The organism is Streptomyces sp. NPDC050806 (assembly GCF_055586425.1).
This window is the reverse complement of record NZ_JBVJIF010000010.1, coordinates 165,923-191,443: the sequence shown is the minus strand read 5'-3', so window position 1 is coordinate 191,443 and position 25,521 is coordinate 165,923. Positions and strand designations below refer to the sequence as shown.

24 protein-coding genes are annotated in these 25,521 nt (G+C 73.6%); 10 read left to right on the top strand and 14 right to left on the bottom strand.

Features of this window, described 5'->3' with window-relative positions; all coding sequences use genetic code 11:
* Nucleotides 1-134 precede the first annotated feature (134 nt).
* Nucleotides 135-1,457 (top strand): PAS domain-containing protein, encoded by a 1,323-nt coding sequence (locus ACZ6WH_RS30260; protein WP_469732229.1) that lies wholly within the window; start codon nt 135-137, stop codon nt 1,455-1,457.
* 29 nt (nt 1,458-1,486) lie between these two features.
* Here ACZ6WH_RS30260 and ACZ6WH_RS30255 read toward each other — a convergent pair whose 3' ends face one another.
* A complete protein-coding gene (locus ACZ6WH_RS30255) occupies nt 1,487-2,452 on the bottom strand; it encodes a SigB/SigF/SigG family RNA polymerase sigma factor (RefSeq protein ID WP_432860159.1) in 966 nt (321 codons plus the stop codon).
* A 317-nt stretch (nt 2,453-2,769) separates the two neighbouring features.
* Nucleotides 2,770-3,255, bottom strand: coding sequence for a GNAT family N-acetyltransferase (locus ACZ6WH_RS30250; protein ID WP_432860157.1), 486 nt, complete (start codon nt 3,253-3,255; stop codon nt 2,770-2,772).
* An 85-nt stretch (nt 3,256-3,340) separates the two neighbouring features.
* Between ACZ6WH_RS30250 and ACZ6WH_RS30245 the strand changes: the two genes are divergently transcribed.
* The 4 genes from ACZ6WH_RS30245 (at nt 3,341) to ACZ6WH_RS30230 (ending at nt 6,679) form a co-directional block, all read left to right on the top strand.
* Entirely contained in the window at nt 3,341-3,772 is a 432-nt protein-coding gene (locus ACZ6WH_RS30245) for a CBS domain-containing protein (RefSeq protein WP_469732226.1), read from the top strand.
* A gap of 52 nt (nt 3,773-3,824) precedes the next feature.
* Nucleotides 3,825-5,306, top strand: a complete 1,482-nt coding sequence (locus tag ACZ6WH_RS30240; RefSeq protein WP_469732224.1) for a phosphatase PAP2 family protein — start codon at nt 3,825-3,827, stop codon at nt 5,304-5,306.
* A 129-nt stretch (nt 5,307-5,435) separates the two neighbouring features.
* Nucleotides 5,436-6,251 (top strand): class I SAM-dependent methyltransferase, encoded by an 816-nt coding sequence (locus tag ACZ6WH_RS30235; protein ID WP_469732222.1) that lies wholly within the window; start codon nt 5,436-5,438, stop codon nt 6,249-6,251.
* Between the two features lie 74 nt (nt 6,252-6,325).
* Nucleotides 6,326-6,679 (top strand): VOC family protein, encoded by a 354-nt coding sequence (locus ACZ6WH_RS30230; RefSeq protein WP_469732220.1) that lies wholly within the window; start codon nt 6,326-6,328, stop codon nt 6,677-6,679.
* A gap of 6 nt (nt 6,680-6,685) precedes the next feature.
* Here ACZ6WH_RS30230 and ACZ6WH_RS30225 read toward each other — a convergent pair whose 3' ends face one another.
* Both ACZ6WH_RS30225 and ACZ6WH_RS30220 read right to left on the bottom strand, forming a co-directional pair.
* On the bottom strand, nt 6,686-7,609 hold the full coding sequence (locus tag ACZ6WH_RS30225; protein WP_432860149.1) for an NADP-dependent oxidoreductase: 924 nt from the start codon (nt 7,607-7,609) through the stop codon (nt 6,686-6,688).
* A 77-nt stretch (nt 7,610-7,686) separates the two neighbouring features.
* Nucleotides 7,687-9,696 (bottom strand): DUF5107 domain-containing protein, encoded by a 2,010-nt coding sequence (locus tag ACZ6WH_RS30220; RefSeq protein ID WP_469732218.1) that lies wholly within the window; start codon nt 9,694-9,696, stop codon nt 7,687-7,689.
* Between the two features lie 207 nt (nt 9,697-9,903).
* On the opposite strand from ACZ6WH_RS30220, the gene ACZ6WH_RS30215 reads away from it, so the two are divergent.
* Nucleotides 9,904-10,239: a DUF6204 family protein gene (locus tag ACZ6WH_RS30215; RefSeq protein ID WP_469732697.1), complete on the top strand. Its 336-nt coding sequence runs from the start codon at nt 9,904-9,906 to the stop codon at nt 10,237-10,239.
* Nucleotides 10,240-10,261: 22 nt separating this feature from the next.
* On the opposite strand, the gene ACZ6WH_RS30210 is transcribed toward ACZ6WH_RS30215, so the two are convergent.
* Both ACZ6WH_RS30210 and ACZ6WH_RS30205 read right to left on the bottom strand, forming a co-directional pair.
* Nucleotides 10,262-10,846, bottom strand: a complete 585-nt coding sequence (locus ACZ6WH_RS30210; RefSeq protein WP_469732216.1) for a GNAT family N-acetyltransferase — start codon at nt 10,844-10,846, stop codon at nt 10,262-10,264.
* 9 nt (nt 10,847-10,855) lie between these two features.
* Complete coding sequence (locus ACZ6WH_RS30205; RefSeq protein ID WP_469732695.1) at nt 10,856-12,175, bottom strand: CoA transferase; 1,320 nt, start codon at nt 12,173-12,175, stop codon at nt 10,856-10,858.
* A 431-nt stretch (nt 12,176-12,606) separates the two neighbouring features.
* On the opposite strand from ACZ6WH_RS30205, the gene ACZ6WH_RS30200 reads away from it, so the two are divergent.
* Nucleotides 12,607-13,875, top strand: a complete 1,269-nt coding sequence (locus ACZ6WH_RS30200; RefSeq protein WP_432860139.1) for a cytochrome P450 — start codon at nt 12,607-12,609, stop codon at nt 13,873-13,875.
* Nucleotides 13,876-13,992: 117 nt separating this feature from the next.
* Nucleotides 13,993-14,199 (top strand): ferredoxin, encoded by a 207-nt coding sequence (locus ACZ6WH_RS30195; protein WP_469732214.1) that lies wholly within the window; start codon nt 13,993-13,995, stop codon nt 14,197-14,199.
* 9 nt (nt 14,200-14,208) lie between these two features.
* On the opposite strand, the gene ACZ6WH_RS30190 is transcribed toward ACZ6WH_RS30195, so the two are convergent.
* The 5 genes from ACZ6WH_RS30190 to ACZ6WH_RS30170 all read right to left on the bottom strand — a co-directional run bounded on the left by ACZ6WH_RS30190 (nt 14,209) and on the right by ACZ6WH_RS30170 (nt 21,535).
* On the bottom strand, nt 14,209-16,008 hold the full coding sequence (locus tag ACZ6WH_RS30190) for a CocE/NonD family hydrolase (RefSeq protein WP_469732693.1): 1,800 nt from the start codon (nt 16,006-16,008) through the stop codon (nt 14,209-14,211).
* Nucleotides 16,009-16,265: 257 nt separating this feature from the next.
* Complete coding sequence (locus ACZ6WH_RS30185) at nt 16,266-17,204, bottom strand: S66 peptidase family protein (RefSeq protein WP_469732212.1); 939 nt, start codon at nt 17,202-17,204, stop codon at nt 16,266-16,268.
* A gap of 28 nt (nt 17,205-17,232) precedes the next feature.
* A complete protein-coding gene (locus tag ACZ6WH_RS30180) occupies nt 17,233-19,233 on the bottom strand; it encodes a S9 family peptidase (protein WP_469732210.1) in 2,001 nt (666 codons plus the stop codon).
* A 63-nt stretch (nt 19,234-19,296) separates the two neighbouring features.
* Nucleotides 19,297-20,709, bottom strand: a complete 1,413-nt coding sequence (locus tag ACZ6WH_RS30175; protein ID WP_469732208.1) for a M20/M25/M40 family metallo-hydrolase — start codon at nt 20,707-20,709, stop codon at nt 19,297-19,299.
* A complete protein-coding gene (locus ACZ6WH_RS30170; protein WP_469732691.1) occupies nt 20,702-21,535 on the bottom strand; it encodes a M55 family metallopeptidase in 834 nt (277 codons plus the stop codon). Before ACZ6WH_RS30170 ends, ACZ6WH_RS30175 begins: the two co-directional genes overlap by 8 nt.
* Nucleotides 21,536-21,780: 245 nt before the next feature.
* On the opposite strand from ACZ6WH_RS30170, the gene ACZ6WH_RS30165 reads away from it, so the two are divergent.
* Nucleotides 21,781-22,212, top strand: coding sequence for a protein-tyrosine phosphatase family protein (locus ACZ6WH_RS30165; RefSeq protein WP_469732206.1), 432 nt, complete (start codon nt 21,781-21,783; stop codon nt 22,210-22,212).
* Between the two features lie 45 nt (nt 22,213-22,257).
* Here ACZ6WH_RS30165 and ACZ6WH_RS30160 read toward each other — a convergent pair whose 3' ends face one another.
* Nucleotides 22,258-22,893 carry a LysE family translocator gene (locus tag ACZ6WH_RS30160; protein WP_469732204.1) on the bottom strand — a complete coding sequence of 212 codons (636 nt, stop codon included), beginning with the start codon at nt 22,891-22,893 and terminating at the stop codon, nt 22,258-22,260.
* Nucleotides 22,894-23,015: 122 nt separating this feature from the next.
* Here ACZ6WH_RS30160 and ACZ6WH_RS30155 point away from each other — a divergent pair, with 122 nt between their 5' ends.
* Nucleotides 23,016-23,468: an Lrp/AsnC family transcriptional regulator gene (locus ACZ6WH_RS30155; protein ID WP_361567165.1), complete on the top strand. Its 453-nt coding sequence runs from the start codon at nt 23,016-23,018 to the stop codon at nt 23,466-23,468.
* 53 nt (nt 23,469-23,521) lie between these two features.
* Here ACZ6WH_RS30155 and ACZ6WH_RS30150 read toward each other — a convergent pair whose 3' ends face one another.
* Nucleotides 23,522-23,926 carry a DUF779 domain-containing protein gene (locus ACZ6WH_RS30150; protein ID WP_469732201.1) on the bottom strand — a complete coding sequence of 135 codons (405 nt, stop codon included), beginning with the start codon at nt 23,924-23,926 and terminating at the stop codon, nt 23,522-23,524.
* Nucleotides 23,926-25,443, bottom strand: a complete 1,518-nt coding sequence (gene adh / locus ACZ6WH_RS30145) for an aldehyde dehydrogenase (protein WP_432860121.1) — start codon at nt 25,441-25,443, stop codon at nt 23,926-23,928. Before adh ends, ACZ6WH_RS30150 begins: the two co-directional genes overlap by 1 nt.
* Between the last annotated feature and the right edge of the window lie 78 nt (nt 25,444-25,521).

Sequence of the window (25,521 nt, the reverse complement as noted above, 5' to 3'; positions counted from 1 at the left end):
GGCCCGGCGCCGCCCTTTCCCCATGAACCGTCGGGCGACCGCGACCTGCTGCTTCTCCGAACGCCTGGGGGGTCTTCCGGACGTGATGGGTTACGGGCGGGGCCGGTACCGGCCGGTCCGGATACGGTGTGGGCATGGCCGGGGTAGAGCAGTCAGCCGGCGGAGAGCTCGCCGACTTCCGCAAGCGGGTGGAAGAACTGCGGAGCGCGCGCACGCTCCCGTCGCACGAGCAGCAGCCGACGCTGGACGCTGCGCTCTTCGAACTGCAGCACGTCGTCGACGTGCTGCTGCCGCGGTACGAAGGGCTGGCGGGGGCCGACCGGAACAACCACTCCCGGGCGGGGACGGAGGAGCAGCAGCTGCTGCGCGCGCTGTTCCAGCGGACGCCGTGCGTCGTCGCGTTGCTCGACCCGGACACGGTCGTACGGCGGCTGAACTTCGCGGGCACGATCCTCTTCGGGATGCGCGCGGGGTACGCCACCGGGCGCCCGCTCACCGGCTCGCTGGCCCCCGAGGTGCGGGCCGCCTTCCGGTCCCAGGTCGCCGCGGTGGCCCGCAACGAGGGCGACCGCAGCATGGTCGTCCGGCTGCTCCGTACGCCGGACGGGCCCGGGGAGCCGCTGCGGGCGACGATGACGGCGCTGCGCCCGCCGCAGGAGCCGGGCAACGCCGTCCTCACCGTCTTCCACACCGGCGGCGCCCCGCCCGCGTACGACCTGCCGTCGGTCAACGGCACGGAACGCGAGGACGAACAGCGGGAGAACCGCGGGGCACGCCAGCGCGGGAGCACTCCGGCGCCGCCCGCGCAGCGCGCCGCGCCGTCGGCCCGACGGGTGCCCGACCCGCCACGCCCGCTCTCCCGTGCGCACCTCGCGGAGGTCACGCAGGGCGCGGAACTGATGGACCTGCTGGACGACACCACCACGGCGCTGCTGTCCGGACCGCCGGCGGGTGCGGAGCCGGACGGCGAGCGGCCGCCGGCCGCGGTGGAGCGGGCCCTGCGGGAGCTGCACGGGCGGTTCGCCGACTGGGTGGTCCTGGACCAGGAGTCCCCCGGGGCCGATGCCGCGCGGGACGGGCACGCGCCCGGTGCGCTGCGCCGGTCGCTGGTGCTCGGCCCCGAGGACAGCGACGACCTCGCGGCGGCCCTGGCGGGACAGGACCCGGCCGGCTGCCCGCTCGCCGAGGACACCGCCCGTACCGGCAGCTCGGCCGTCCAGGTACGGCCGGACGACATGGCGGCATTTGGGCACGACGCGGCGGGCGCACCACTGCTGGCGCGCGCCGCCGTGACGTCGTTGCTGTGCGTGCCGCTGCGCGAGCCGGGCGGCCCCGTACGGGGTGTGCTCACGCTCTTCCGTACGGGGGCCCGGCGCGCGTTCAGCCTCGCCGAGGCCGGTGCCGTCGACCGGCTGTCGCGCCACCTCGGACTGGCGCTGCGCGACAGCCGGCCCTGAAGCACCGGGCCCCGGCCCCGGCCCCCCGGTCAGGATGTCGCGTACTCACCCTGGCGGGCGCCGACCTGGTCGGCGAGGCGCCGGCAGGTCCGGCTGATGATGCGCGAGACATGCATCTGGGAGATGCCGAGCCGGTCGGCGATCCGGCTCTGCGTCATGTCGCAGAAGAAGCGCATGTAGAGGATCTCCCGCTCGCGCTCGGGCAGTTTGCGCAGCTTCGGCTTGACCGCCTCACGGGCCAGCACGAGGTCGAAGCCGGACTCGGACGAGCCGAGCGTGTCCGCCAGCGAGTAGCCGTCGTCGGCACCCGGCAGCTCGGCGTCCAGCGACAGCGTGGTGAAGCTGTCCAGCGCCTGGCTGCCGAGCAGCACCTCCTCCAGGGACATGCCCGTGTGCTCGGCGATCTCCTCGGGGGTGGGCCCGCGGTCGTCCACGCTGCGGGTCAGCTCCTGCCGCGCGGCACGGACGCGGTTGCGCAGCTCCTGCACCCGGCGGGGTACGTGCAGCCCCCACATGTGGTCGCGGAAGTGGCGCTTGACCTCGCCCACGATCGTCGGCACGGCGAAGCTCTCGAAGGCGCAGCCGCGGTCGGGGTCGTACCGGTCCACGGCCTTCACCAGGCCGAGCGCCGCGACCTGCTGGAGGTCCTCGGCGGCCTCACCGCGGTTGCGGAACCGCAGCGCGAGCCGTTCGGACATCGGGAGCCAGGCACAGACCACGCTCCGCCGCAGCTCGTCACGCTCGGGGCCGTCCGGCAGCGCGACCAGCCGCCGGAAGTCCCCCGCGGTGTCGGGCGCGTCGTGGTGGGAGTGGCGGCCCCGCTGCCGGGGTGTGGGCGGGGGCTTGTTCGCGGAGACGCGGCGCTGCTTCGTGCGGCGGCCCGGCTTGCCGGGCGGCCTGCTCGGCGCCTGTTCGTTCCGCCGGCGGGTGCTGCGCTGCTCGGGGGTGGGTTCTATGGGGGTGTGCGCTTCTTCGGCATGGGATGTCATGGGCATGGTCTGGGCTCCCTGATCCGTCGACTCAGAGTCCGTCGAACCCGCGGAAGCGCGACCGGCCAGGCGCGCCCGACACAGGAGTCATACGACTTCCACGGGCGTGCCTCCGGTCCGAAGCACGGTTAATCGCGTGCCCGGCCCCCTGACCCGTAAACACCTTTGGCGAAACACAGTTCGCCCTGCGCGCCGTGCGTGCGCTCCCGCACGCCCTCGACCGGCAGCACTTGCCTCCGGGGTAACCATCCGCAGGCATCCCACACCCGCCGGCCGGTACGAACAACCGCCCCGCGCGGCCTCCTTCGCCGGACCGAGCCGGTTCAGCCGTCCGTCCGGGGCGGGGCGGCGGGTGCTTCGTAGAACCGGACGGTGACCGGCGCCGGGCCGCCCCAGTCCTGCTGTTCGGTGCCGGCGGGCCGCCAGCCGTGCCGCTCGTAGAGCGCGATCGCCGCGGTGTCGGTGGCGTTGACTGCCAGTACGGGCCGCAGCCCGGCGGCCGTCGCCGCGTCCGTCACCGCGCGCAGCAGCCGGCCGCCGAGTCCCCGGCCGCGGGCCGCCGGGGCCACGTACAGCCGGCCGACCTCGCGCCCGCACAGCGCGACGTGCCCCGCCACACGGCCGGCGCCGTCCTCGGCGACCCAAGCACCGGTCAGCCCGTCCGGGGTCAGCCAGCCCGCCGGATCGGCCGGCCAGGCGTAGGGATATCCGCTCTCCACGTGCACTTCACGCAGCACCCGCACGCACGCGGGAAGGTCCGCCGCGCCCCGTCGTCTGATCATCCGCTCATCGAACCACGCGACGGGCATGGCGGGGAGCGTGCCGGGTACAGCCTCCACCATCCCCGCAGCAGGCCGGCCGTCGGAGCAGGACCAGGAAGAAGGCGATCAGGCAATGGCACAGTTGGTACGGGAAGTCATGACGCCGACCGTCACCACCGTCCACCCCGACGCCTCGCTGGTGGAAGCGGCACAGCTCATGCGCGCGCACGACATCGGCGACGTGCTGGTGGCCGAGGACGGCAAGCTGGTCGGCGTGGTCACCGACCGGGACATCGTGCTGCGCGCCGTGGCGAACGGGGTGGATCCGCTCGGCGTGCCCTGCCTCGCCGTGTGCACTCCGGAACCGGTCACCGTCGGGCCGGAGGAGCCGGTTTCGGCCGCGGTGTCGCTGCTGCGCCGGAAGGCGGTGCGGCGGCTGCCGGTCGTCCGCGACGGCGCTCCGGTGGGCATCGTGAGCATCGGGGACCTGGCCCGGGCGCAGGACCCGGACTCCGCGCCGGCGGACCTCGGCCGGGCCGCGGAGGGCGGGCCGGACCGGCGCTGAGCCGTCCGGGACCCTGTCGTCTGCGTCGGTCCCGTTGGGGTACATGTGGCTCATGCGCACTGTACTGAGCACCTGGGACCGCAAGACGTTCAACGGGGTCGCCACCCGGCACTGGCCCGGCGCGGACCGGGTACTGCCGAAGCTGAGCCGGGCCGCCGACCACGGGCTGCTGTGGCTGGGGTCGGCGGCGGCAGCGGCGGCGTTCGGCGGCCGCCCCACGCGCCGCGCTGCGCTGCGCGGCGTCGCCTCACTGGCGGTGGCGTCCCTGACCGTGAACACCCTGGCCAAGCGCTCGGTGCGCCGGGAGCGGCCGCTGCTGGACACGGTGCCGGTGATACGGCAGCTCACCAAGCAGCCCTTCACCACCTCCTTCCCCTCCGGGCACGCCGCCTCCGCCGTGGCCTTCGCGACGGGTGTGGCGTTCGAGAACAAGTGGTGGGGGCTGGCGCTGGCGCCCATCGCCGCCTCGGTCGCCTTCTCCCGCGTCTACACGGGCGTCCATTACCCGGGCGATGTGGTGGCGGGCGCCGCGCTGGGCGCGGGCGCGGCCTTCGCGGTACGCGGATTCGCGCCGACCCGGGCCCAGCTGGCGCCGCCCGCCAGGCCGCGCGCCGACGCGCCCGCGCTGCCGGACGGGGACGGGCTCTTCGTCGTCACCAACCAGGGCTCCGGTCAGCGCACCGGCTCGCACAGCGACCAGGCCCAGGTCATCCACGACGTGCTGCCGCGGGCGGAGGTGACCGAGTGCGGCCACCAGGGCGCCGCGCCGCTGGACAAGGCGCTGGAGGCGGCGGCCGAGCGGGCCGCCGAGCGCGGCGGCGCCCTCGGCGTACTGGGCGGGGACGGCACCATCAACGCCGCCGCGGCGGTCGCCAGGCAGCACCGGGTGCCGCTCGCGGTGCTGCCCGGCGGCACCCACAACCACTTCGCGTACGACCTGGGCGTGGAGACCATCGCCGCGGCGGCCCGCGCGGTGGAGACGGGCGAGGCCGTCGCGGTCGACCTGGCCCGGTTCCGGCCGGGTGCCGGGCAGGAGTCGACGCACTTCCTCAACACCTTCTCGATCGGTGCCTACCCGGAGCTGGTGCGGATACGGGAGAAGTGGGCCGGGAAGATCGGCGCCTGGCCGGCCGGGGTGCTGGCGGCCTGGCAGGTGCTGCGGACGGCCGAGCCGGTGACCGTGGAGATCAACGGCCGGCGGCGCGAGCTGTGGACCCTGTTCGTGGGCAACTGCGCGTACCGGGGGCTGGGTTCGGCGCCGGTACGGCGGCACGACCTCGCGGACGGCGTGCTGGACGTGCGGATGGTGCACGGTGGCCGGCTGGCCCGCACCCGGCTGCTCGCCGCCGCGGTGACCGGCGCACTGCGGCACTCCCCCGTACTGAGCGAGGCGCGGCTGCGGACACTGCGGATCGGCGGCCTCGCGCCCGGTACCGACCTCGCCTACGACGGCGAAGTGTCGCCCGCCTCCGAGGAGTTGACGATCGAGAAGGACAACGAGGCGCTGATCGTGTACCGCCTGCTCCCCGAGTGAACCGGCCACGACGGCCCGGACTCGGTCCACATGCTGATACGTGACTCTCATACTTCGAGATCGCGGCGTACGGTGTGATCACGGCGCGGCAGCGCGCCGTGACCGCATCGAGCATGCGAAGGAGCAGCCATGTCGCAGGAGTCCGCCGTCTACACGCACGGCCACCACGAGTCCGTACTGCGCTCGCACACCTGGCGCACCGCCGAGAACTCCGCCGCCTACCTGCTGGACGCACTGAAGCCGCACATGACGGTCCTGGATGTCGGCTGCGGACCCGGCACCATCACCGCCGACCTGGCAGCGCTGGTCCCGGACGGCTCGGTGACCGGCCTGGAGCACGCGCCCGGCGTACTGGAGCAGGCCCGTGCGGTCGCGGACGAACGCGGCCTGAGCAACGTCCACTTCGCGGTCGGCGACGTCCACGCACTGGACTTCCCGGACGACACCTTCTGCGTCGTCCACGCCCACCAGGTACTGCAACACGTCGGCGACCCCGTACAGGCGCTGCGCGAGATGCGCCGGGTCACCAAGCCCGGTGGGATCGTCGCCGTGCGCGACAGTGACTACGCCACCATGACCTGGCACCCGGCGGTCCCGGGCATGGACGAGTGGCTGGACCTGTACCGGCGGGTGGCCCGCGCCAACGGCGGCGACCCGGACGCCGGGCGCCGGCTGCGCTCCTGGGCGCTGGCGGCCGGCTTCGCGCCGGAGAACGTCACCTCCACCGCGAGCGCGTGGTGCTACGCGACCGACGAGGAACGCGCCTGGTGGAGCGGGCTGTGGGCGGACCGCACCCTGGCCTCGACGTACGCGCGGCGGGCGACCGAGGGCGGGCAGGCGACACAGGCGGAGCTGGCGGCGATCAGCGCCGCCTGGCGCGAGTGGGGCACCAAGGAGGACGGCTGGTTCGCCATGCTGCACGGCGAGATCCTGTGCCGCGTGTGAGGACTCTCTGAAGGTCCGCGCGCCGATCCGATCGGATGATCGCGCCGCCCCGCCGCGCCAACTAGGCTCGTCCCATGGACATTCTGGGAACCTCACTGCGCGTGTGCGTCAGCGATCTCGATGCCGCGATCCCCGTGTACGAGCGGCTGACGGGCGCGCAGGCGCAGCGCTTCCAGCGCGGCGGCGTGGCCGTCGCGGCGGTCGGCTGCTTCTTCCTGATGAGCGGCCCCGAGACGGAGCTGTCCGTACTCCGCAAGATCACCGCGACGATCGCGGTGACCAACGTGGACGAGGCCGTGGACGATCTGAAGGCGGTGGGCGGGGAGATCATCGCGGGTCCGCTCGCCAGCCCCGCCGGCCGGAACATGGTGGCGCGCCACCCGGACGGCTCGATCTTCGAGTACGTCGACCGGGTGGCGATCACCTAGCGGCGGTCAGGAGAGGTCGAGCACGATCTTGCCGCGGGCCCGGCCCGACTGACTGCGGCGGAACGCCTCGGCCGCCTGCGCCAGCGGCAGCGCCGTGTCGATGTTGACGGTGAGCTTCCCCGCGTCGGCGAGGTCGGCGAGCGCGGTGAGGTCGGCGCTGTCGGGGCGCACCCACACCAGGTGGCCGCCCTTGCCGACGACCTCGTTGTCGACGACGGACGCCACCCGCTTCGGGTCCTTGAGCACCTGCTGGGAGACGTCGACCGCGTCGCCGCCGACGAAGTCCGCCGCCGCGTCCACGCCCTCGGGGGCCAGCGCGCGCACCCGCTCCGCCAGGCCCTCCCCGTACGTCACCGGCTCGGCGCCCAGCGAGCGCAGGAACTCATGGTTGTGCTCGCCCGCCGTGCCGATGACGCGGGCGCCCCACGCCACGGCGATCTGCACGGCGAACGCGCCGACGCCGCCCGCCGCCGCGTGCACCAGCACCGTCTCGCCGCTGCCCACGCCGAGCCGCTTCAGCGCCTGGTACGCCGTGAGCCCGGCCAGCGGCACGCCGGCCGCCTGCCGCCAGTCCAGCGCCGCCGGCTTGCGGGCGAGCGTCCGCACCGGCGCGGCGACCAGCTCGGCGAACGTCCCGTGCTGGACCTCGTCCTTGCGGACGTAGCCCATGACCTCGTCGCCGACCCGGTATTCGGTGGCGTCCATGCCGACCGCCTCGACGACGCCCGCGACGTCCCAGCCGGGGATCAGCGGGAAGTGCACGTGCATGATCGGGTCGAGGTAGCCGGCGAGGATCTTCCAGTCGACCGGATTCACGCCGGCCGCCTTCACCCGGATCAGGACCGAGTCGGGCGCCAGCTTCGGGTCCGGCTGGTCGGTGAGGGCGAGGACGTCGGGGTCGCCATAGCTGTCGGTGGTGATTGCCTTCATGCCGCGTACAACGAGCGGGGCGGCCCAGTCATTCCGTTCGCCGCGCGGCCGGGTGACGCGCGGCGCCCGAACAGCCCTCAGGCCGGCCGCATCCGGTACTCGTACCGCTCCGGAAGCGGGTGGTCGGCGCGGGCCCGCGCACGCACCGCGCCGGTCACCGGGCCGTCCCCCGCGACGAGCCGTTCGGCGATCGCGTACCAGGTGTCGCTGAGCGTCTCGTCGCCCTCCCGGAGGTCCGCGACCTCGAACCCCTCATCGAAGACGGCACGGGCGGCGGCCACCTCCCCCCGCGCCAGCAGCACCTGTGCCGTCAGCAGCCGGAACCGGCCGCGTGCGCGGTCCTCGGGGCGCAGCCGGGCCAGGACCGCGGCCGCGTCGTCGGCCCGGCCCGCCCTGATCAGCGCGGGCACCGCCTCGCGGGCGAGCGCGGGCAGCACGGTGTGCCGTACCTCCTCGGCCGTCTCCCCCGCGCACGCGACGGCCTCGGCGTACCGCTGGGCCGCCCGGCCGGTCTCGCCCGCGACGGCCTCCGCAACCGCCAGGCAGTACAGCGGCCAGCAGCTCCGGCCGCGGGCCAGCGCACGCTCCCAGCTGCGCACCGCCTGGGCCCGGTCGCCGGCGTGCCACTGGGCGACGCCCAGGTGGAAGTCGGTGGTGGGACCGGGCCGCGCGGATTCCAGGAGGTCGCGCCAGGCCGGGGCGACCGGTGACGGGCCCGGTACGCCCGGCTCGTCGGGGAGGTCGCCGGTGCGCAGCAGCTCGCGCCACGGCCGCTGCTCCTCGCCCAGCGTGTCCTCGGTGAACGGCAGGCCCGGCAGGTCGTACCCGGCGCGGGCCACCTCCAGCGCGCCCCAGCCGGAACCGGTGGCGAGCCGCTCCTTCGGCTCGGCGTCGGCGTACGGGCGCCAGGCGGCGTACGCGGCGTCCACGGCGGCGCGCGGCAGCACCGCCTCCAGCCGGTCCGTCACCGCACCACGGGCCGCGCCCCAGTCCGCTCCGTGCACGGCTCGTGGGTCGGCCGCCAGCGGCCCGTACGCCTCCAGCCACGCGAACTCCGCGCCCGCTTCGAGGGGTACGTGCTCCAGCTGGGTGCGCGCGAGCCCGGCCTGGATCTCGGCGTACCCGGGGGTGCCCGGCTCGGTCAGCCACTCCTGCCAGTGCCGCCCCGCCCGGCCCGCGCCCCAGAGGAAGAGCTTGCGGCCGCGCAGGGTGTCGTTGGAGGTGTGGACGAGACCGCGGCCGTCCGCGTCGAGCGAGGCGATCCAGCGCCGCTCCCCCGGCGCGATCTCGTAGAAGTAGTCGGCGGGGTACTCACTGCGCAGCGGGTACGTGCGATCGACACCGCCGGATTCGGGGACGGGGACGCGGCTCAGGGTGCGCTCGTAGCCGAAGTGGAAGGCTTCTTCGGCGGGGGCGAGGACGCGGGTGCGCGCGTCCTCGGGGACGGCGATGTTGGACCACCAGTACACCGGCGCGGTGTGGTGGTGGGGGTTGCGGACACGCACGCCGACGTACAGGAAGTCGGAGCCGTCGGGGAGCCAGAGGTCGACCTGGAAGGGGAGGTCGCGCAGCCGTTCCCACTCCCACAGGCGCAGCATCTCCCCGCCGTCCGGTGCCGGCACGCGCGCGGCGTGCACGGGCGCGCAGGAGAGCGTGGTGTGTCCGGTGGCACCGATGTTCCATTCGATGCCGCCGGAGAACCACGCGCCGTTGAGGGCGAAGTCCGCGGGCTGGAACACCGGGTTGCGGTAGAGGAGTTCACGTCCTGTGGGCTTGTGGTGCAGGGAGTGGACGCGGCCGCCGAGACCCGGCAGGACGGTGGCGCGCAGCCGGTCGTTCTCGATGACCAGCGCGTCGAGGGCGGTGGGGGTGCGGTGCCGGGCGTACCCGTCGCGGCGGCGTACGGGGAGCAGCGAGTCCAGCGGGCGGTAGGCCAGTTGCCGGGCCATGTCGGCGGGCACGTCCGCGCCTTCGGGGACGGTGACGCGGTGGACGTCCCGGGGGCCGGCCAGCGCGGGCAGCGGATTGTCGGGGCCGAGGGCCGCCGCGGGCAGGGTGAGGGTCGTGCGTCGCACGCTCGTGGTCACGGCGCCTCGCAGTCGGAGCGGGCCGCCCCGGTCGCGGCGGCCGTCTGATCACCATGGAACCCTCTTGCGCCCGCCCTGAACAGGGCGTCCTCCGGTCAGGGTTGCGCAAAAAGAAATCGCGCGACAGGGCGCCGGAGGATGATGGATGCTGGCCTCGTACACCGTATGAGGCAGCGTGGCGCCACGACGAAGGCGAGGACGGACGAGATGGCCACCGAGCACACCTACCGCGTGATCGTGCGCGGCACGTGGGACGGGCTGACCGAGGAGGCCAGGGCCCGGCTGCTGGCCGAGGCCGACGACCACGGCCTGGCGCAGCTGCGGTTCACCCCCGAGGGTTCGCTCGCGTACGACCGGTCGCTGACGTCCTTCACCTACCGCTACGCCGTCGTCTCGGACGCGGCCGACGGCGAGGAGATGGCGGCCGCCCTCGCGGAGGAGAAGGCCGAGCAGGCGCTGCGCGCTGCCGGGCTCGGCCACCGCGGCCTGCGCTCCTCGGCGACGGACCTGGACACGATGAAGGTCAACCGGAAACGGCGCTGAGGGGGCGGGCCGGATGGGCAGGTCACGGGGCTTCGGGCGGCAGCATCTCGCTGGTGATCGCCCAGCGCTCGTGGTCCCGCCAGGCGCCGTCGACGAAGAGGAAGTCGGGCGAGAGGCCCTCCTTCCGGAAGCCGTTGCGCCGGGCGAGCGCGATCGAGGCGGTGTTCTCCGGCTGGACGTTGACCTCGATGCGGTGCAGCCCGAGCCGCCCGAAGGCGTACCGCAGCACCAGCTGCAGGCCCTCGCTCATCAGGCCGCGGCCCGCCGCGTGCGCGAAGGCTCCGTAGCCCGCCGCGCCGCAGCGGAAGGCGCCGTGCACGATGTTGTTGACCGTGAGGTAGCCCGCGATGGAGCCGCCGTCCAGCTCGCAGATGAGGAAGCCCTCGCGCTCCGGCTCCTGGAGCCGCTCGTAGTAGGCGTCGTAGCCCGCCTCGTCGACGGGCGGGAAGAGCCAGGGCCGGTGCAGCGCCGCGCTCTCCCGGGCCCGCGCGGTGAACTCCGCCCGGTCCGCACGCCGGAACGGCCGGATGCCCACGCGCGGACCGCTGGCGAGGTAGCGGTCGGGTTCCGGTACGGATGCGGTCGGAGAGCGTCGGTCGTCGGTCACCGTCGGATGCTATCGGTCGGCCGCGCTGCGTGCCCCGCGCCCGGTGCCTCCGTGTCCGCACCCCCAGGCGGGTGTGTCGGCGCCCCACTCCCCCGGCGGCCGGGCCCAGTTCGCGGGACCGCCGGCGAAGGAGACCGGCGGCAGCGCGTGCCGCAGCCGGCCCAGGGGCCCGGTGGTCTCCGTGAGCCGGACGGCCGGGTCGTACGCGTCGGCGGGGCCCGATGCACGCCGCGGCAGGACGTCGGTGAGCAGCGCGGCGGTCTGCGCGAGGGCCAGGGTCGCCAGCCGCGCGCCGCCCGTACGGGACCGTTCGGTCAGCGCCCGCAGCACGGCCGCGGCCAGCAGATAGCCGGTGCCGTGGTCCAGGGCCTGGGCGGGCAGCACCCCGGGGGTGCCGTCGGCCGCCGCCTCGGTCACGGCGATGCCGGTGGCGGCCTGTACGAGACTGTCGAAGCCCCGGCGGCCGGCCCAGGGGCCGTAGTCGCCCCAGGCGGACAGGCGCGCGACAACGATGCCGGGGCGGCGCTCGGCGAGCGCTTCCGGCGCCAGGCCGAAGCGGTCCAGGGCACCCGGCCGGTAGCCGGTGACGACCACGTCCGCGGACGACAGCAGCTCTTCGAACGTCGCGCGCCCCGCCCGCGAGTCCAGGTCCAGAACCGCCGAGCGCTTCCCGAAGCCGGTGTCGGCGTGCGCGTCACGGCTCTCCGGCAGACCAGGCGCGTCGATCCGCAGCACGTCGGCGCCGAGCAGCGCGAGCGTACGGGTGGCGACCGGCCCGGCGATCACCCGCGTCAGGTCCAGCACGCGCAGACCGGCGGCGGGCAGCAGCGGATCGCCCGCCGAGAGGGGCGCGCGGAGGGGCGGCGTGGCGGCGCCGAGCGGTTCGAGGCGGAGCAGCGGCCGGCGGGCCACCGCGGCGCCCTGCGGGCCGTCGCCCCACTCCTTGCCGTCCCGTACCGCGACGGCGAGGCCGCCCGCCGCGTACACCGCCGCCTCGGTCTCCGCCGCGCTCCGGCCCGCCAGTTCGGCGGCGAGCGCCTCGGGCCCCGCGGGCTCCGGCAGGCCGAGCGCGGCGAGCAGCCGGTCGCGGTGGTGGGGGTAGTTGGCGTGCGTGCGCAGCCATCCGTCGGCGGTGTGCCAGAAGCCGGAGAGCGGCGCGAAGTTCTCGGGCGCCCGGCCGTCGATGCGCAGGTGCCGTTCGCTGAGGAAGGCGGCGGCCACGGCGCCGTCGTCGACCTCGACGGCCGGCAGGGCACCGCCGCTACGGGCCGCGGCGAGCTCAGCGCCGGCCAGCGCGCACACCGTGACGGTCGCCCTGGCCAGGTCCATGACCGGCAGCCGCGCGGGCAGCAGCCCGCGCGCACCGCCGTGGCGCACCCGTCCGGTCAGGCCGGCCTCGCCCCCGAGCGCGGCCCAGGCCAGGGCCGCCGCGTCCCCTTGGTACCGCGCGTCGTCGTTCACGGCGTCAGTGTGGCACTGAGTGCCACCTGCGAGAAGTGCGCAGCGCCGGGACGACGGCCGGAGCGGTTCGGCGCGAACCCCTCGCCGTACCCGGTGCTTCTCGGCCACGCCGGGGCCGACCGGGCAACGTTCTTGAGGGGCCGCGGACTCCGCCCGGCCTCCCGGTCGACGCCACGAAGCCCCACACCCCACCGGAACGCCCTGTTCAGCCACCGCGTACCAGAAGAGGAGGCAACTCATGGCAGTAGCTGCCCACTTGGCTGAACTTGACGTAGTGATTTCTCCTGGCATGACATGAAATGAGAAGTGGCACAACCGAGTCAGCGCACCGGAGGTACGCCGTGTCGGAAGTCATATCGGAAGCGGCCACGGAAACCGTCAAGTTTCCGCAGGACCGCGCCTGTCCCTACCACCCGCCCACCGCCTACGCGCCCCTGCGTGACCAGGGGGAGCCCCTCAGCCGTGTCCACCTCTACGACGGACGGGAGGTGTGGGTCGTGACAGGGCATGCCGAGGCACGCGCCCTGCTCACCGACCAGCGGCTGTCGTCCGACCGCCTGAACCCCGACTTCCCGGTCCCCAGCGCCCGGTTCGAGGGGCTGCGCACCGAGGACCGCAAGAGCCGCACCACGCTCCTCGGGGTCGACGACCCCGAGCACAACGTCCAGCGGCGGATGCTCATCCCCAGCTTCGGCCTGAAGCGGATCGCGGCGATGCGCCCGCGCATCCAGCAGATCGTCGACCGGCTGCTGGACGACATGGAGGCCGGCGGTCACCCGGCCGAGCTGGTCTCGGCGTTCGCGCTGCCGGTGCCCTCCATGGTCATCTGCGAGCTGCTGGGCGTCCCGTACACCGACCACGAGTTCTTCGAGGACGCCTCGCGCCGGCTGCTGCGCGGCCCGGCCGCGGCCGACTCCCGCAAGGCGCTGGACGACCTGGAGGAGTACTTCGGCGAGCTGATCACCCGGAAGGAGGCCGAGCCGGGCGACGGGCTGCTGGACGAGCTGATCGCGGACCGGCTGCGCACCGGCGACCTGGAGCGCGACGAGCTGGTGAGCATGGCCATGATCCTGCTGGTGGCCGGGCACGAGACGACCGCCAACATGATCTCGCTGGGCACCTTCACGCTGCTCCAGCACCCCGAGAAGCTGGCGGCGCTGCGCGCGGACGCCTCGCTGATGCCCGCGGCGGTCGAGGAACTGCTGCGGTACCTCTCCATCGCGGACGGCATGCTCCGGGTGGCGACCGAGGACATCGAGGTCGGCGGCGTGACCGTCAAGAAGGGCGACGGCGTGGTGCTCTCCACCTCGCTCGTCAACCGTGACGCCACGGCGTACGCGGCGCCGGACGAGCTGGACTGGGACCGCTCGGCGCGGCACCACATCGCCTTCGGCTTCGGCATCCACCAGTGCCTGGGGCAGAACCTCGCCCGCGCCGAGCTGGAGATCGCGATGCACTCGCTCCTCACCCGGTTCCCCGGCCTCCGCCTCGCGGCGCCGGCCGAGGAGATCCCGTTCAAGCCCGGCGACACCATCCAGGGCATGGTGGAACTCCCCGTCGCCTGGTAGCAGTTGACCGCACCGCTCAGCACCACCGGAGCCGGCCCCGTCCCCGACACGGCAGCACCACCACCGCGCCGGGCCGGCCCCTCCCCCACACGCCACTCACGGACTCAGGGACCGACCATGCCGACCACCCAGCACATCAGCATCGACACGGACCGCTGCATCGGCTCGGGGCAGTGCGCCCTGACCGCTCCGAAGACGTTCACGCAGGACGACGACGGCTTCAGCGCCCTGCTGCCGCCCGACGAGAGGGCGTCCGAAGACCCCCTCGCGCGCGAGGCGGCCCGCGCCTGTCCGGTGCAGGCCATCACGATCGCGGAGGACTGACCCGCCCGGCTACCGGCCCGCCAGCGGGAGTTCCAGCGTGCCCGTGTCCTCGGGCGCGCTGACGACGGTGACCGGCTTGACGCCCTTGTTGCCGTAGTACGCCGTGTCGCTCGCCGCGATGACGAACCGCAGGCGGTGGCCGGGCTGGTAGCGGTGCACGATGGCGGGCAGCTCGACGGTGAACGGACGGGTCACGTCCGGCACCCGCGCGGGCGCCACCAGCCGGTGCACCAGCGTCTTGGACCCGTCCGGCGCGATGTCGTACAGCTTCGCGAAGAGGACCAGCTTGTCGGCGGCGTCACCGGAGTTCTGCACCTGCTCCGTACGCGGCGAGACCACCTTCAGCGTGGCCTTCGGCGCACCGACCACGTCGACCGGCCGGCCCTCGACCGGTGCGGAGGTCCAGTCCAGGTACGTGCCCTTCAGGTCGTACGGCGCGGGGTCCGGCAGCCCCAGGATGCCCGCGAGCTGGGACTCCGAATGGCTGGTGGGCAGCAGCCGGTTGCGGTACTCGCGGCTGCCGCGCGCCACCTTCGCGCGGTCGTCGACGAGCTTGCCGTCGCCGGAGAGGTACAGCTTCCAGGAGTCGCCGTCCGCGGGGAACGTGGCGGACGTGCCGTACGTCTGCCCGGCCGGCATCCAGTCGCGGTAGTAGGCGAAGGCGGGACCGGTGTCGGTGTCCTTCTTGTGCTGGAGGTAGCGGTCGAACCAGGCGAGGATGCGCTGCCCGACGTAGCTCGTCTCCAGATTGCCCTCGGACAGGTTCAGTTCGCCGGAGGCCGGGTCGGTCATGCCGCCGCTGTGCCCCCAGGACTGCCAGATCATCTTGGTGTCCGTGCCCTGCGCCTTGAGCGTCCGGTAGGTGGCCGCCGCCTCGTTGAGGTTGAACAGGCTGTCCGCCTGGCCCTGCACGAGCAGCGTCGGCGCCTTCACGTCCTTCAGGTACGAGACCGGGCTGACGCTGCGCGCGTAGTCGAGGATCGGCTTCGTGCTGTCGGCCGGATACCGGCCCGAGTCCAGCCAACGCTTGGTCTCGCACGCCTTCGCGACGAAGTGCAGGCAGCCGGCGCCGCCGAGGCGGGACGGGTCCAGGCTCGGGTTCAGCAGCCCCTGCGCCTCGCCGATCAGGAAGAAGCCGTTCGTCCACTGCTTCTTGTAGACGCCGGGGACGTCGTTGCTGACGCTGCCCGCCGGCTGGTCGGCGTTGTTGGGGTCCAGCGCGTACGCCAGGTCGTTCCAGGTGATCAGCGGTACGAGCGCGTCCACGCGGCGGTCGACGGCGGCGGTGGCCAGCTGGATCGCGCCGCCGTACGAGCCGCCGATTATGCCCACCCGCGGATCGGCGGCCTCCGCTCCGTCCCTGCCTTCCTTGGTGACGTAGTCGACGCGGGTGCCGTCGTCGGCGGTGCGCGTACCGGCGAGGAAGTCGATGAGCCGGCTCGCGGCCTTGCCGTCGACGGTGGGGTCGTCGAGCGAGATCGGGCAGCCGGACTTGCCGAAGCCGAGGCCGGAGTAGGAGAGCGCGACATAGCCGCGCGCGGCGAACGCCTGGGCCGTGGCGGCGGTCGAGCCGTCCGCCTTGTCGCCGCCGAAGCCGTTGGTGGTCAGGACCGCGGGGGCGGGATGTGCCGCGTCGACGCCGACCGGGCGGTAGAGGTCGGCGTCCACGGTGCAGTCGCGGTCGCCCGCCGGCACGGTCAGCCTGACGGCGGTGACGTCGTACGGTGCGGCGGCGGCTGCCGCGGGGGCCGCGAGGCCGAGCGGGGCGGCCACGGTACCGGCGGCCAACAGGGCGAGCGACGTGCGCAGAACGGGGCGGGACACTGCTCGGTACACGCTGACCTCCACAGAGACACGCCATACCTACCAGTCAGTACGGCGCGCTCATGGTCCGGCATGCGTTTTGGACATGTCAACGGAGTTGACGAAACTTCTTACCGACGCGTCAGTTACCGCTGGTCACACGGATGTTGGAGGCGCGCCCACGGTGTTGCGGGTGCGCGCAGTGTTGTTGCGGGTGCGCCCCACGGTGTTGCGGGTGCGGCGGCGCCCTCGTCGGAGCGGTGTCAGAGCAGCGGAGGTACGTCGAACGTCAGGGTCCCCGCGACCGCGTCCAGCGTGGCCGGGACGCCCAGCGGCACCGTGAGCGCCGAGTCGCCGTGGCCGAACCCGAACTCCTCGACCACCGGCACCCCGAGCCCGGCCAGCCGGTCCGCCAGCACCGCCCGGATCCGGTCGTACGGACCGCAGCGCGCCCAGGAGCCGAGCACGATCCCGGCGACCCCGGCCAGCGTCCCGGAGCGCAGCAACTGGGTCAGCGCCCGGTCGACCGCGTAAGGCTGCTCGCCCACGTCCTCCAGCAGCAACAGGCCGCCGGCCGCGTCGCGCCGGGCGTCCGGCGTGCCCGCCTCGCTCGCCAGCAGCGCCAAACAGCCGCCGAAGGTGACGCCGTGCGCCCGGCCCGGCACCAGCGTGCGCGCCGTACCGGGCGCCAGGGTCGTCACGGCCGCGTCCTCGGGGGTGAAGAGCGTGCGCCGCAGGTGGTCCCTGGTCGGCTCGTCCTTGAGGAAGACCTCGCCCGCCACCGCGGGGCCGTGCAGCGTCGCCACCCCGGCGCGCAGCGCGAGCGCCTCGTGCACCACCGTCACATCGCTGAACCCGACCAGCGGCTTGGGCCGCGCCGCCCGGACCGCCGGCCAGTCCAGCAGGTCCACCATCCGCTGGGCGCCGTACCCGCCGCGCGCGGCGAACACCGCGGCCACCCCGGGGTCGCACCAGGCGTCCTGGAGGTCCCGGGCCCGGCACTCGTCCGGCGCCGCGAGGTACGCCAGGCCGGCGTGCCCGGTGCGGACGTGCGGCGCCAGTACGGGGTCGAGGTCCCAGCCGCGCAGGATGTCCAGGCCCGCGTCCAGCCGCTCTGGGGCGACCGGGCCGCTGGGCGCGACCACCGCCACCCGGTCCCCGGGCCGCAGCCGCGACGGTCTGGCGCCCGCCCGCACGGTCACCGCGGCCCCTCCGCCGCGCGTCCGTCGCTCACTTGCCCAGCTCCAGCGCGGGCACGTCCGTGCGCTCGATGCCGAAGACCTGCGCGTACAGGGACAGCTCCGCCTCGACGGCACGGACGATGGTGTCCTCGCGGCGGAAGCCGTGCCCCTCCCCCTCGAAGGTCAGACAGGCGTGCGGAATGCCGCAGCGGGTGGCCTCGGCGAGGAACCGCTCGGCCTGCGCGGGCGGGCAGATCACGTCGTCCAGCCCCTGGAGCAGCAGGAACGGCACGGAGATCCGGTCCACCTGATGCACCGGCGAGCGGTCGCGGTACCGGCCGGGGACCTCGTCCGGCGGCCCGACCAGCGAGTGCAGGTACTGCGACTCGAAGTCGTGGGTCTCGCCGTCCGCCCAGGACGTCAGGTCCAGGACGGGGTAGGTGATCGTGCCGCAGGCGTAGAGGTCCGTACCGGCCAGCGAGGCCGCGGTGGTCCAGCCGCCCGCGCTGCCGCCGCGGATGGCGAGCCGGGAGCGGTCGGCGGTGCCCTCGGCGGCCAGCGCCTCGGCGACCGCGGCGCAGTCCTCGACGTCCACCACGCCCCACTGCTCGCGCAGCCGCTCGCGGTACTCCCTGCCGTACCCCGTCGAGCCGCCGTAGTTGACCTCCACGACGCCGAAGCCGCGCGAGGTGAAGTAGGCGATCTCCAGGTCGAGGACGAGCGGGGCGTGCCCGGTCGGGCCGCCGTGTGCCCACACCACGAAGGGGGCCGGCTCGCCGTCCGTCGGGGCGTGCGTGGGGCTGTACGGCGGATGGACATGGGCGTGGATGTCCCGGCCGTCGGGGCCGGTGAAGGTACGCATCTGCGGTTCGGGGTAGTACGCCGGGTCCAGCGCGTCGGCGTGCCGCGCCGCTATCACCCGCGCCCGGCCCGTCACCGTGTCCAGTTCCACGATCTCGTACGCGCTGCGCGGGCTCGCGGCGATGCCGATGACGCGGGTGCCGTGCACGGCGAGCGAGGGTGCCCACTCCGTCCACGGCCCGGCCGCGTCGACCAGCTCGCCGCCGACCGGGTCGAGGATGCCCAGGCAGTTCGCGCCATGGCCGTGCAGCGTGGCGATCGTGCCGTCCGCCAGCGGCAGGAACCAGCGCAGCCCGACCTTCCACAGCGGCCCGCCGAACTCCTCCCGGCGGGACGGGCACAACCGGCTGCTCCGCGCGCTCCCGTCGCCCGCCGCTCCGGGGTGGACGCGCCGCAGCTCCCACCAGCCGTCGGCGTCGGACACGAACAGCAGCGAGCCGTCCGCTGCCCACTCGATCTGGGCGACTGCCTCGTCGGCGCCTCCGACCAGCGGCCGGATGCCGGTGAAGCCCCCGTCCTCGGCGACGTCCGCGTGCATCACGACCGTGCCGTCCCACGGCATCCGCGGGTGGTCCCAGGCGATCCAGGCGGCGCGCCGGCCGTCCGGCGAGAGCCGCGGGCCGGTGACGAAGCGGTGCCGGTCGTCGCTGAGCTCGCGCACGGCCGCGCGGTCCTGCGCCGCCGAGCCGTCCAGCGGTACGGCGGCGATCAGCCGACGCACGTCCGACGGTCCCTCGCCGGTGAACTCCTCCAGCACGCACCAGACTTCACCGCGGTCCGGCAGCACCACCGGGTCCGCCCACCGCAGCCCGCCGCCGACCGCGGAGAGCGGGGTGAGCGGCCGGGGCTCGCCGCCCCCGCCCGGCGCGTAGGCGTACAGCCGCTGATCGGCGAAGTGGACGAAGACCAGGAGCGTCGCCCCCTGCGCGTCCTGGGCACCGGCCCAGGGCTGGCCGCCGTACTCGATGACCCGGCTGCGGACGTTCCACGGCGGCGGCAGCACCGACTCCTCGGCGCCCTCGGGGCCGCGCCGGATCAGCGCGCGGCGGCCGCCCTCCTCGGGCCGCGGCTCGGTCCACCAGACCTCGTCGCCCACCACGCCGAGGTACTCCGGACGGCCGTCGTTGGCGGCCACCAGCCGGGCGTCGATGGGTGACGGCCAGGTCCCGTAGGGCGCCGTGGTCACCATGGCGGTGTTCCTCTCAGTCCGTTCGTCTCCGTCAGCGCGGCGGCGGGCTGCTCCCGCCCGCGCTCATCCCCCGCTGTGCACCATGAAGTCGTCCAGCACCCGGACCCCGAAGTGCAGCGCCTCCACCGGCACCCGTTCGTCGACGCCGTGGAAGAGCGCCTGGTAGTCGAAGCCCTCGGGGAGCTGCAGCGGCGAGAAGCCGTACCCCCTGATGCCCAGCCGGGAGAACTGCTTGGCGTCCGTGCCGCCCGACATGCAGTACGGCACGACCTTGGCCCGCGGGTCGAAGCGCTCGATCGAGGCCCGCATCGCGGCGTACGTGGGACCGTCCACGGGAGCCTCCAGTGCCACCTCGCCGTGGTCGACCTCCCACTCCACCTCCGGGCCCGTGAGCCGGTCAAGGGTGGTGCGGAACTCCTCCTCGCCGCCGGGCAGCACCCGCCCGTCCACGAAGGCGGTGGCGCTCCCGGGGATCACGTTGACCTTGTAACCGGCCGCCAGCATCGTCGGGTTGGCGCTGTTGCGCACCGTCGGCGCGACCAGGTCGGCGGCCGGGCCGAGCGCGTCCAGCAGCGCGTCGACGTCCCGCGCGAGGTCCTGCTGCCCCGTGGCGTCCAGCCGGGCGTCGACGCCCTGCAGCGCGGCCAGCTCGCGCAGCGCGGCCCGGACGGTCGGGGTGAGCCGCACCGGCCATTCGTGTGCCCCGATGCGGGCGACGGCGGCGGCGAGCCGGCTCACGGCGTTGCTGCGGTTCACCTTGGAGCCGTGGCCGGCCTTGCCCTTCGCGGTGAGCTTCAGCCAGGCCGTGCCCCGCTCCCCCGCCGCGATCGGGTACAGCTGGAGCCCGTCGCCCGCGTGGAAGGTGAAGGCGCCGGACTCGCTGATGCCTTCCGTGCAGCCCTCGAAGAGGCCGGGGTGCTCGTCGGCGAGGAAGCCGGAGCCGTCCTCGGCGCTGGCCTCCTCGTCGGCGGTGAAGGCCAGCACGATGTCCCGCCGGGGCCGCACCCCGGCCCGCGCCCAGGCCCGCACCGCGGCCAGCACCATCGCGTCCATGTTCTTCATGTCGATCGCGCCGCGGCCCCAGACCACCCCGTCCCGGACCTCGCCGGAGAAGGGGTGCACGCTCCAGTCCTCCGGCGCCGCGGGCACCACGTCCAGATGGCCGTGGACCAGCAGTGCGTCGGCGCTCCGGTCGGTGCCCTCGATGCGCGCCACGACGTTCGTCCGGCCGGGGCTGCGCTCCAGCAGGGTGGGCTCGATCCCCGCGTCGGCCAGCCGCTCCGCGACGTACTCTGCGGCCGGCCGCTCCCGGCAGTCCCCGCCGCCCCGGTTGGTGGTGTCGATACGGATCAGTTCGGAGGTGAAGCGGACCACCTCGTCCAGCGCCTTGGCGTCGACGGCACTGTCCGGCCGGGCGCCGCGCGCGGGTCTTTCGCCGTCGACCAGCTCCTCGACGTCGATCATCTGCTCAGCCATACTGCTCCTCCACATGGGACGAGACGAGGGTGGTGACCGCCTTGAAGCAGCGGATGCCTTCGTACATGGTCGGGCTCTCGTAACGGACGCGGCGGGTGCCGCTGGGCTCCACGCCCGGCACGACCGTGGCCGCTCCCACGAGGTGCTCGGCGTCGAACTCCACCTCCACGGTGAACGGGCCGCGCCGCGCGGGCTCGTGCCGCCGCGCCAGCGCCGCCGCCTCCCGGGCCCCGGCCCTGATGTCGGCCGCGGTGCGCGCCGGCGGGCGGCACACCGCCGCATACCGCGACACGTAGTCCTTCACTGCGATGCCCCGGGCCTCGGGTGCGTACCCCTTCGCGTCGGCGCACGTCCGGTCGTCCCCGGTCACCAGCACCACCGGAACGCCGTACTCGGCGACCACGAGGGCGTTCAGATAGCCCTCGCTCGCCGCCACGCCGTCGACCCACACACCGGTGATCGAATTGGCGAGGTAGGTGTGCGCGAGCACGCCTTCCGTCCCGGCGCCCGTGTGATAGCCGACGAACGCCATGCCGTCGACGTCGCCGTGCTGCACGCCCTCGACCATGCTCAGCGACTTGTGCCGGCCGGTCAGCATCTGCGCCCGCTCGTCGAGCTTCTCCAGCAGCAGATTGCGCATCGTCCAGTGCGCCTCGTTCACCAGCACCTCGTCGGCGCCGCCGTCGAAGAATCCGGCGATCGCGGCATTGACGTCGGAGGTGAACAGGTGCCGGCAGCGCTCCCACTGGCTCGCTCCCGGCAGCACGTCGGCGGGCCAGGTCACGCCGGTGGCGCCCTCCATGTCGGCGGAGATGAGGATCTTCACCATGCACCAGTCCTATCGCAGGTCAGGGACGTGACGCGGGCGATCCCCGCACGACGCGGGGATCTTCACACCCCGTCACGTTACGCGACCCCACCGGACCGGGCCACGCCTGTGGAAAACTCCTGAGGTCCAGTCCACTGGAAGTCGCCGCGAGCCGCCGCTGGCTCGGCCGCTACCCGTGTGACCTGCGGGGAAGCTGCGCAAAGGACCTACGGTGCGGGCGACTTCGCCGGTACCGTGACGGCATGACCGAGTCCTGGAAGTCCACCGACGACGGCGTGTTGCGGCTGCCCTCCGGGCGGCTGGTGCGGGGGCGGGGGCTGCGGCGGGCGGTGCCTGCCGGGCCGGACCCCACGTACGGCGTCTATCTGCTGGGCAAGCCGCCGCCGGAGCTTCCCTGGGAGTCGCGGTGGCTGCGCTGGCCGGACTTCCGGCTGCCCGGCGACCGCGCCGGGGCGGCGGCCGTGCTCACCGAGGCGTGGGAGCGGGCCGGCGCCGAACGGGTCGAGTTCGCCTGCGACGGGGGCCGCGGCCGGACGGGTACGGCGCTGGCCTGCCTGGCCGTACTGGACGGCGTCCCGGCCGACGAGGCGGTGGAGTTCGTACGGCGCCACTACGACCGGCACGCCGTCGAGACGCCCTGGCAGAAGCGGTACGTCCGCCGGTTCGCCGGCTGAGGGCGCCCCGCCGCCGCCCCCCGCCCGTACGGCGGCCTTCCCGGGTCAGGGGGCGAGGCGTTCCACGAGCAGCAGCGCGCCGATCAGGATCATGGCGGCGCCCGAGACACGGGTGACCGCGCGGGCGACGGCCGGCCGGGCGCGCAGGACGGTACGGGCCAGCACGCCGACTCCCGTGTAGACCGCGCCGCAGTTGGCCATGTGGACCAGGCCCAGCACGCCGATCTGGGCCGCGAGCGGCCAGCTGCTGCCGCCGGAGTGGGCGGCGGCGAACTGCGGCAGCAGGGCGATGTAGAGCAGCAGCGCCTTGGGGTTGAGGCCGCTGATGCCGGCGCCCTTGAGGAGCCTCGCTCCGGTGCCGGCGCCGGCCGGGACCTCGGACGGGTCGGCCGACGCGGGCGCCGCCGGCCGGAGCAGGGTCATGACCCCGAGCCGGACCAGGTACAGCGCGCCGAGCACCGTCAGGACGGTGAGCACCGCCGGATTGCTCGCGACCACGGCGGCCACGCCGGCGACGACCACGAGGGTGAGCCCGACGTAGCCGAGCATCAGCCCGCCGACCGCCGGCAGGACGGACCGGTCGCGGAGGCCGGCGGTGATGGCGTACGCCCAGTCCGCGCCCGGCACGAGGACGAGGAGGACGGACACTGCCCAGAAGGCGGCTATGGAGCTGGCGGCCATGACGTGGTTCTCGCTGGTTCTCTCTGTACGGAAGGCGACAGAGAGGGAGATTAGTCACGACAGCCCGAAAAGTGTTTCCCGATAGTGTCGTCTCCCGAGGCGTCTGTGGAAGGATTTTCCCCATGGACGACTTGGACCGGACGATTCTTGCGGAGCTGCAGGAGGACGGCCGCCTCACGGTCACGGAACTGGCGGCGCGGGTCGGGCTCAGCCTCTCGCCGTGCCACCGCCGGCTGCGTGAGCTGGAGCGCAGCGGCGCCATCCGCGGCTACCGCGCGGTCGTGGACGCCGAGGTGGTCGGGCTGAAATTCGAGGCGCTGGTCTTCGTCACCATGCGCCAGGAGGACCGCGGCACCGTCTCCGCCTTCGAGGAGGCCGTCGCGGACATCCCTCAGGTGCTGCAGGCGCAGCGCCTCTTCGGCGACCCCGACTATCTGCTGCGCATCGTCAGCACCGACCTGCCGGCCTTCCAGCGGCTCTACGACGAGAAGCTGGCCACGCTCCCGGGCGTGCAGCGGCTCAGCTCCACCCTCGTGATGAAGCACGTGGTGTACGAACGGCCGCTCCCGGCGTGAACGCCGGACGGCCCGGGGCGCGCCGTCCGCGCCCCGGGCCGTACCCGAAAGCCTCAGCCGGAGGTGTCGGCTCCCGTGGGGAGCGGCGGCTCGGCCTCGATGCGGGCCAGCTCCTCGTCGGTGAGGAGCCGGGAGCGGATGAGGAAACGGACCCCTTCGGGGGCCTCCAGCGAGAAGCCGCTGCCCCTGCCCGGTACGACGTCGACGGTGAGGTGGGTGTGCTGCCAGTAGGTGAACTGGTCGGCGCTCATCCAGAAGGGCACGTCCTCGAAGACATGGCCGAGGAGGACATCGACGGCGCCGACCTTGAACTCACCGCGCGGGTAGCACATCGGGGCGCTGCCGTCGCAGCAGCCGCCGGACTGGTGGAACATCACCGGACCGTGCGTCTCCGTCAGCCGGGCCACCAGTTCCTCGGCGGCCGGCGTCAGTTCGACGCGTCGGGTGGGGGCATCCATCAGAAGAACCCGAGCTTCTTCGCCGAGTAGCTGACCAGCAGGTTCTTGGTCTGCTGGTAGTGGTCGAGCATCATCTTGTGGTTCTCGCGGCCGATGCCGGAGTTCTTGTAGCCGCCGAACGCCGCGTGCGCGGGGTAGGCGTGGTAGCAGTTGGTCCACACCCGGCCGGCCTTGATCTCGCGGCCGAGGCGGTACGCGGTGTTGCCGTCCCGGCTCCACACGCCGGCGCCCAGGCCGTAGAGCGTGTCGTTGGCGATCTTCAGGGCCTCGTCGACCGAGTCGTACGTGGTCACCGAGACGACCGGGCCGAAGATCTCCTCCTGGAAGATCCGCATGTCGTTGGTGCCGCGGAAGATCGTCGGCTCGATGTAGTACCCGCCCTCGTGGCCGGGGACGGTGCGCGCGGCGCCGCCGGTGAGCAGCTCGGCGCCCTCCTTCTTGCCGATGTCGATGTAGGAGAGGATCTTCTCGAACTGGTCGTTGCTGGCCTGCGCGCCGATCATGGTCGCCGGGTCCAGCGGGCTGCCGGTGGTGATGGCCTTCGTGCGCTCGATGCAGCGGGCCATGAACTCGTCGTAGATCGAGGCGTGGATCAGCGCGCGGGACGGGCAGGTGCACACCTCGCCCTGGTTCAGCGCGAACATCACGAACCCCTCGACCGCCTTGTCCAGGAAGTCGTCGTCGGCGGCCATGACGTCGGGCAGGAAGATGTTCGGGCTCTTGCCGCCCAGCTCCAGCGTGACGGGAATGATGTTCTCGCTGGCGTACTGCATGATCAGGCGGCCCGTGGTGGTCTCGCCGGTGAAGGCGACCTTGGCGATCCGCGGGCTGGCGGCGAGCGGCTTGCCGGCCTCCACGCCGAAGCCGTTGACGACGTTGACCACGCCCGGCGGTAGCAGATCGGCGATCAGCTCCATCAGGACCAGGATGCTGGCGGGGGTCTGCTCGGCGGGCTTGATGACCACGCAGTTGCCGGCCGCGAGCGCGGGCGCCAGCTTCCAGGTGGCCATCAGCAGCGGGAAGTTCCACGGGATGATCTGGCCGACCACGCCGAGCGGCTCGTGGAAGTGGTACGCGACGGTGTCGGCGTCGATCTCGGAGATCGAGCCCTCCTGGCCGCGTACGGCGCCGGCGAAGTAGCGGAAGTGGTCCACCGCCAAAGGCAGGTCGGCGGCGAGCGTCTCGCGGACCGGCTTGCCGTTCTCCCAGGTCTCGGCGACCGCGAGCTTTTCGAGGTTTTCCTCGATCCGGTCGGCGATCTTGTTGAGGAGGTTGGCCCGCTCCGTGGTGGAAGTGCGGCTCCACTTCGGCGCGGCCGCGTGCGCGGCGTCCAGCGCCAGCTCGACGTCGGCCGCGGTCGACCGCGCGACCTTCGTGAACGTCCGGCCGTCCACCGGCGAGGGGTTGTCGAAGTACTGGCCCTTCACGGGCGCGACCCAGTCGCCGCCGATGAAGTTGTCGTAGCGCTCGGCGAAGCTGACGACGCTGCCTTCGCTGCCGGGCTGCGCGTACACCATGGTGCGCTCCTCAGGAGTACGGATACGTGCGGGGTGCGGCACACCTTCGCCCCGCGAGGTTGGCGAAAGGTTGGCGTG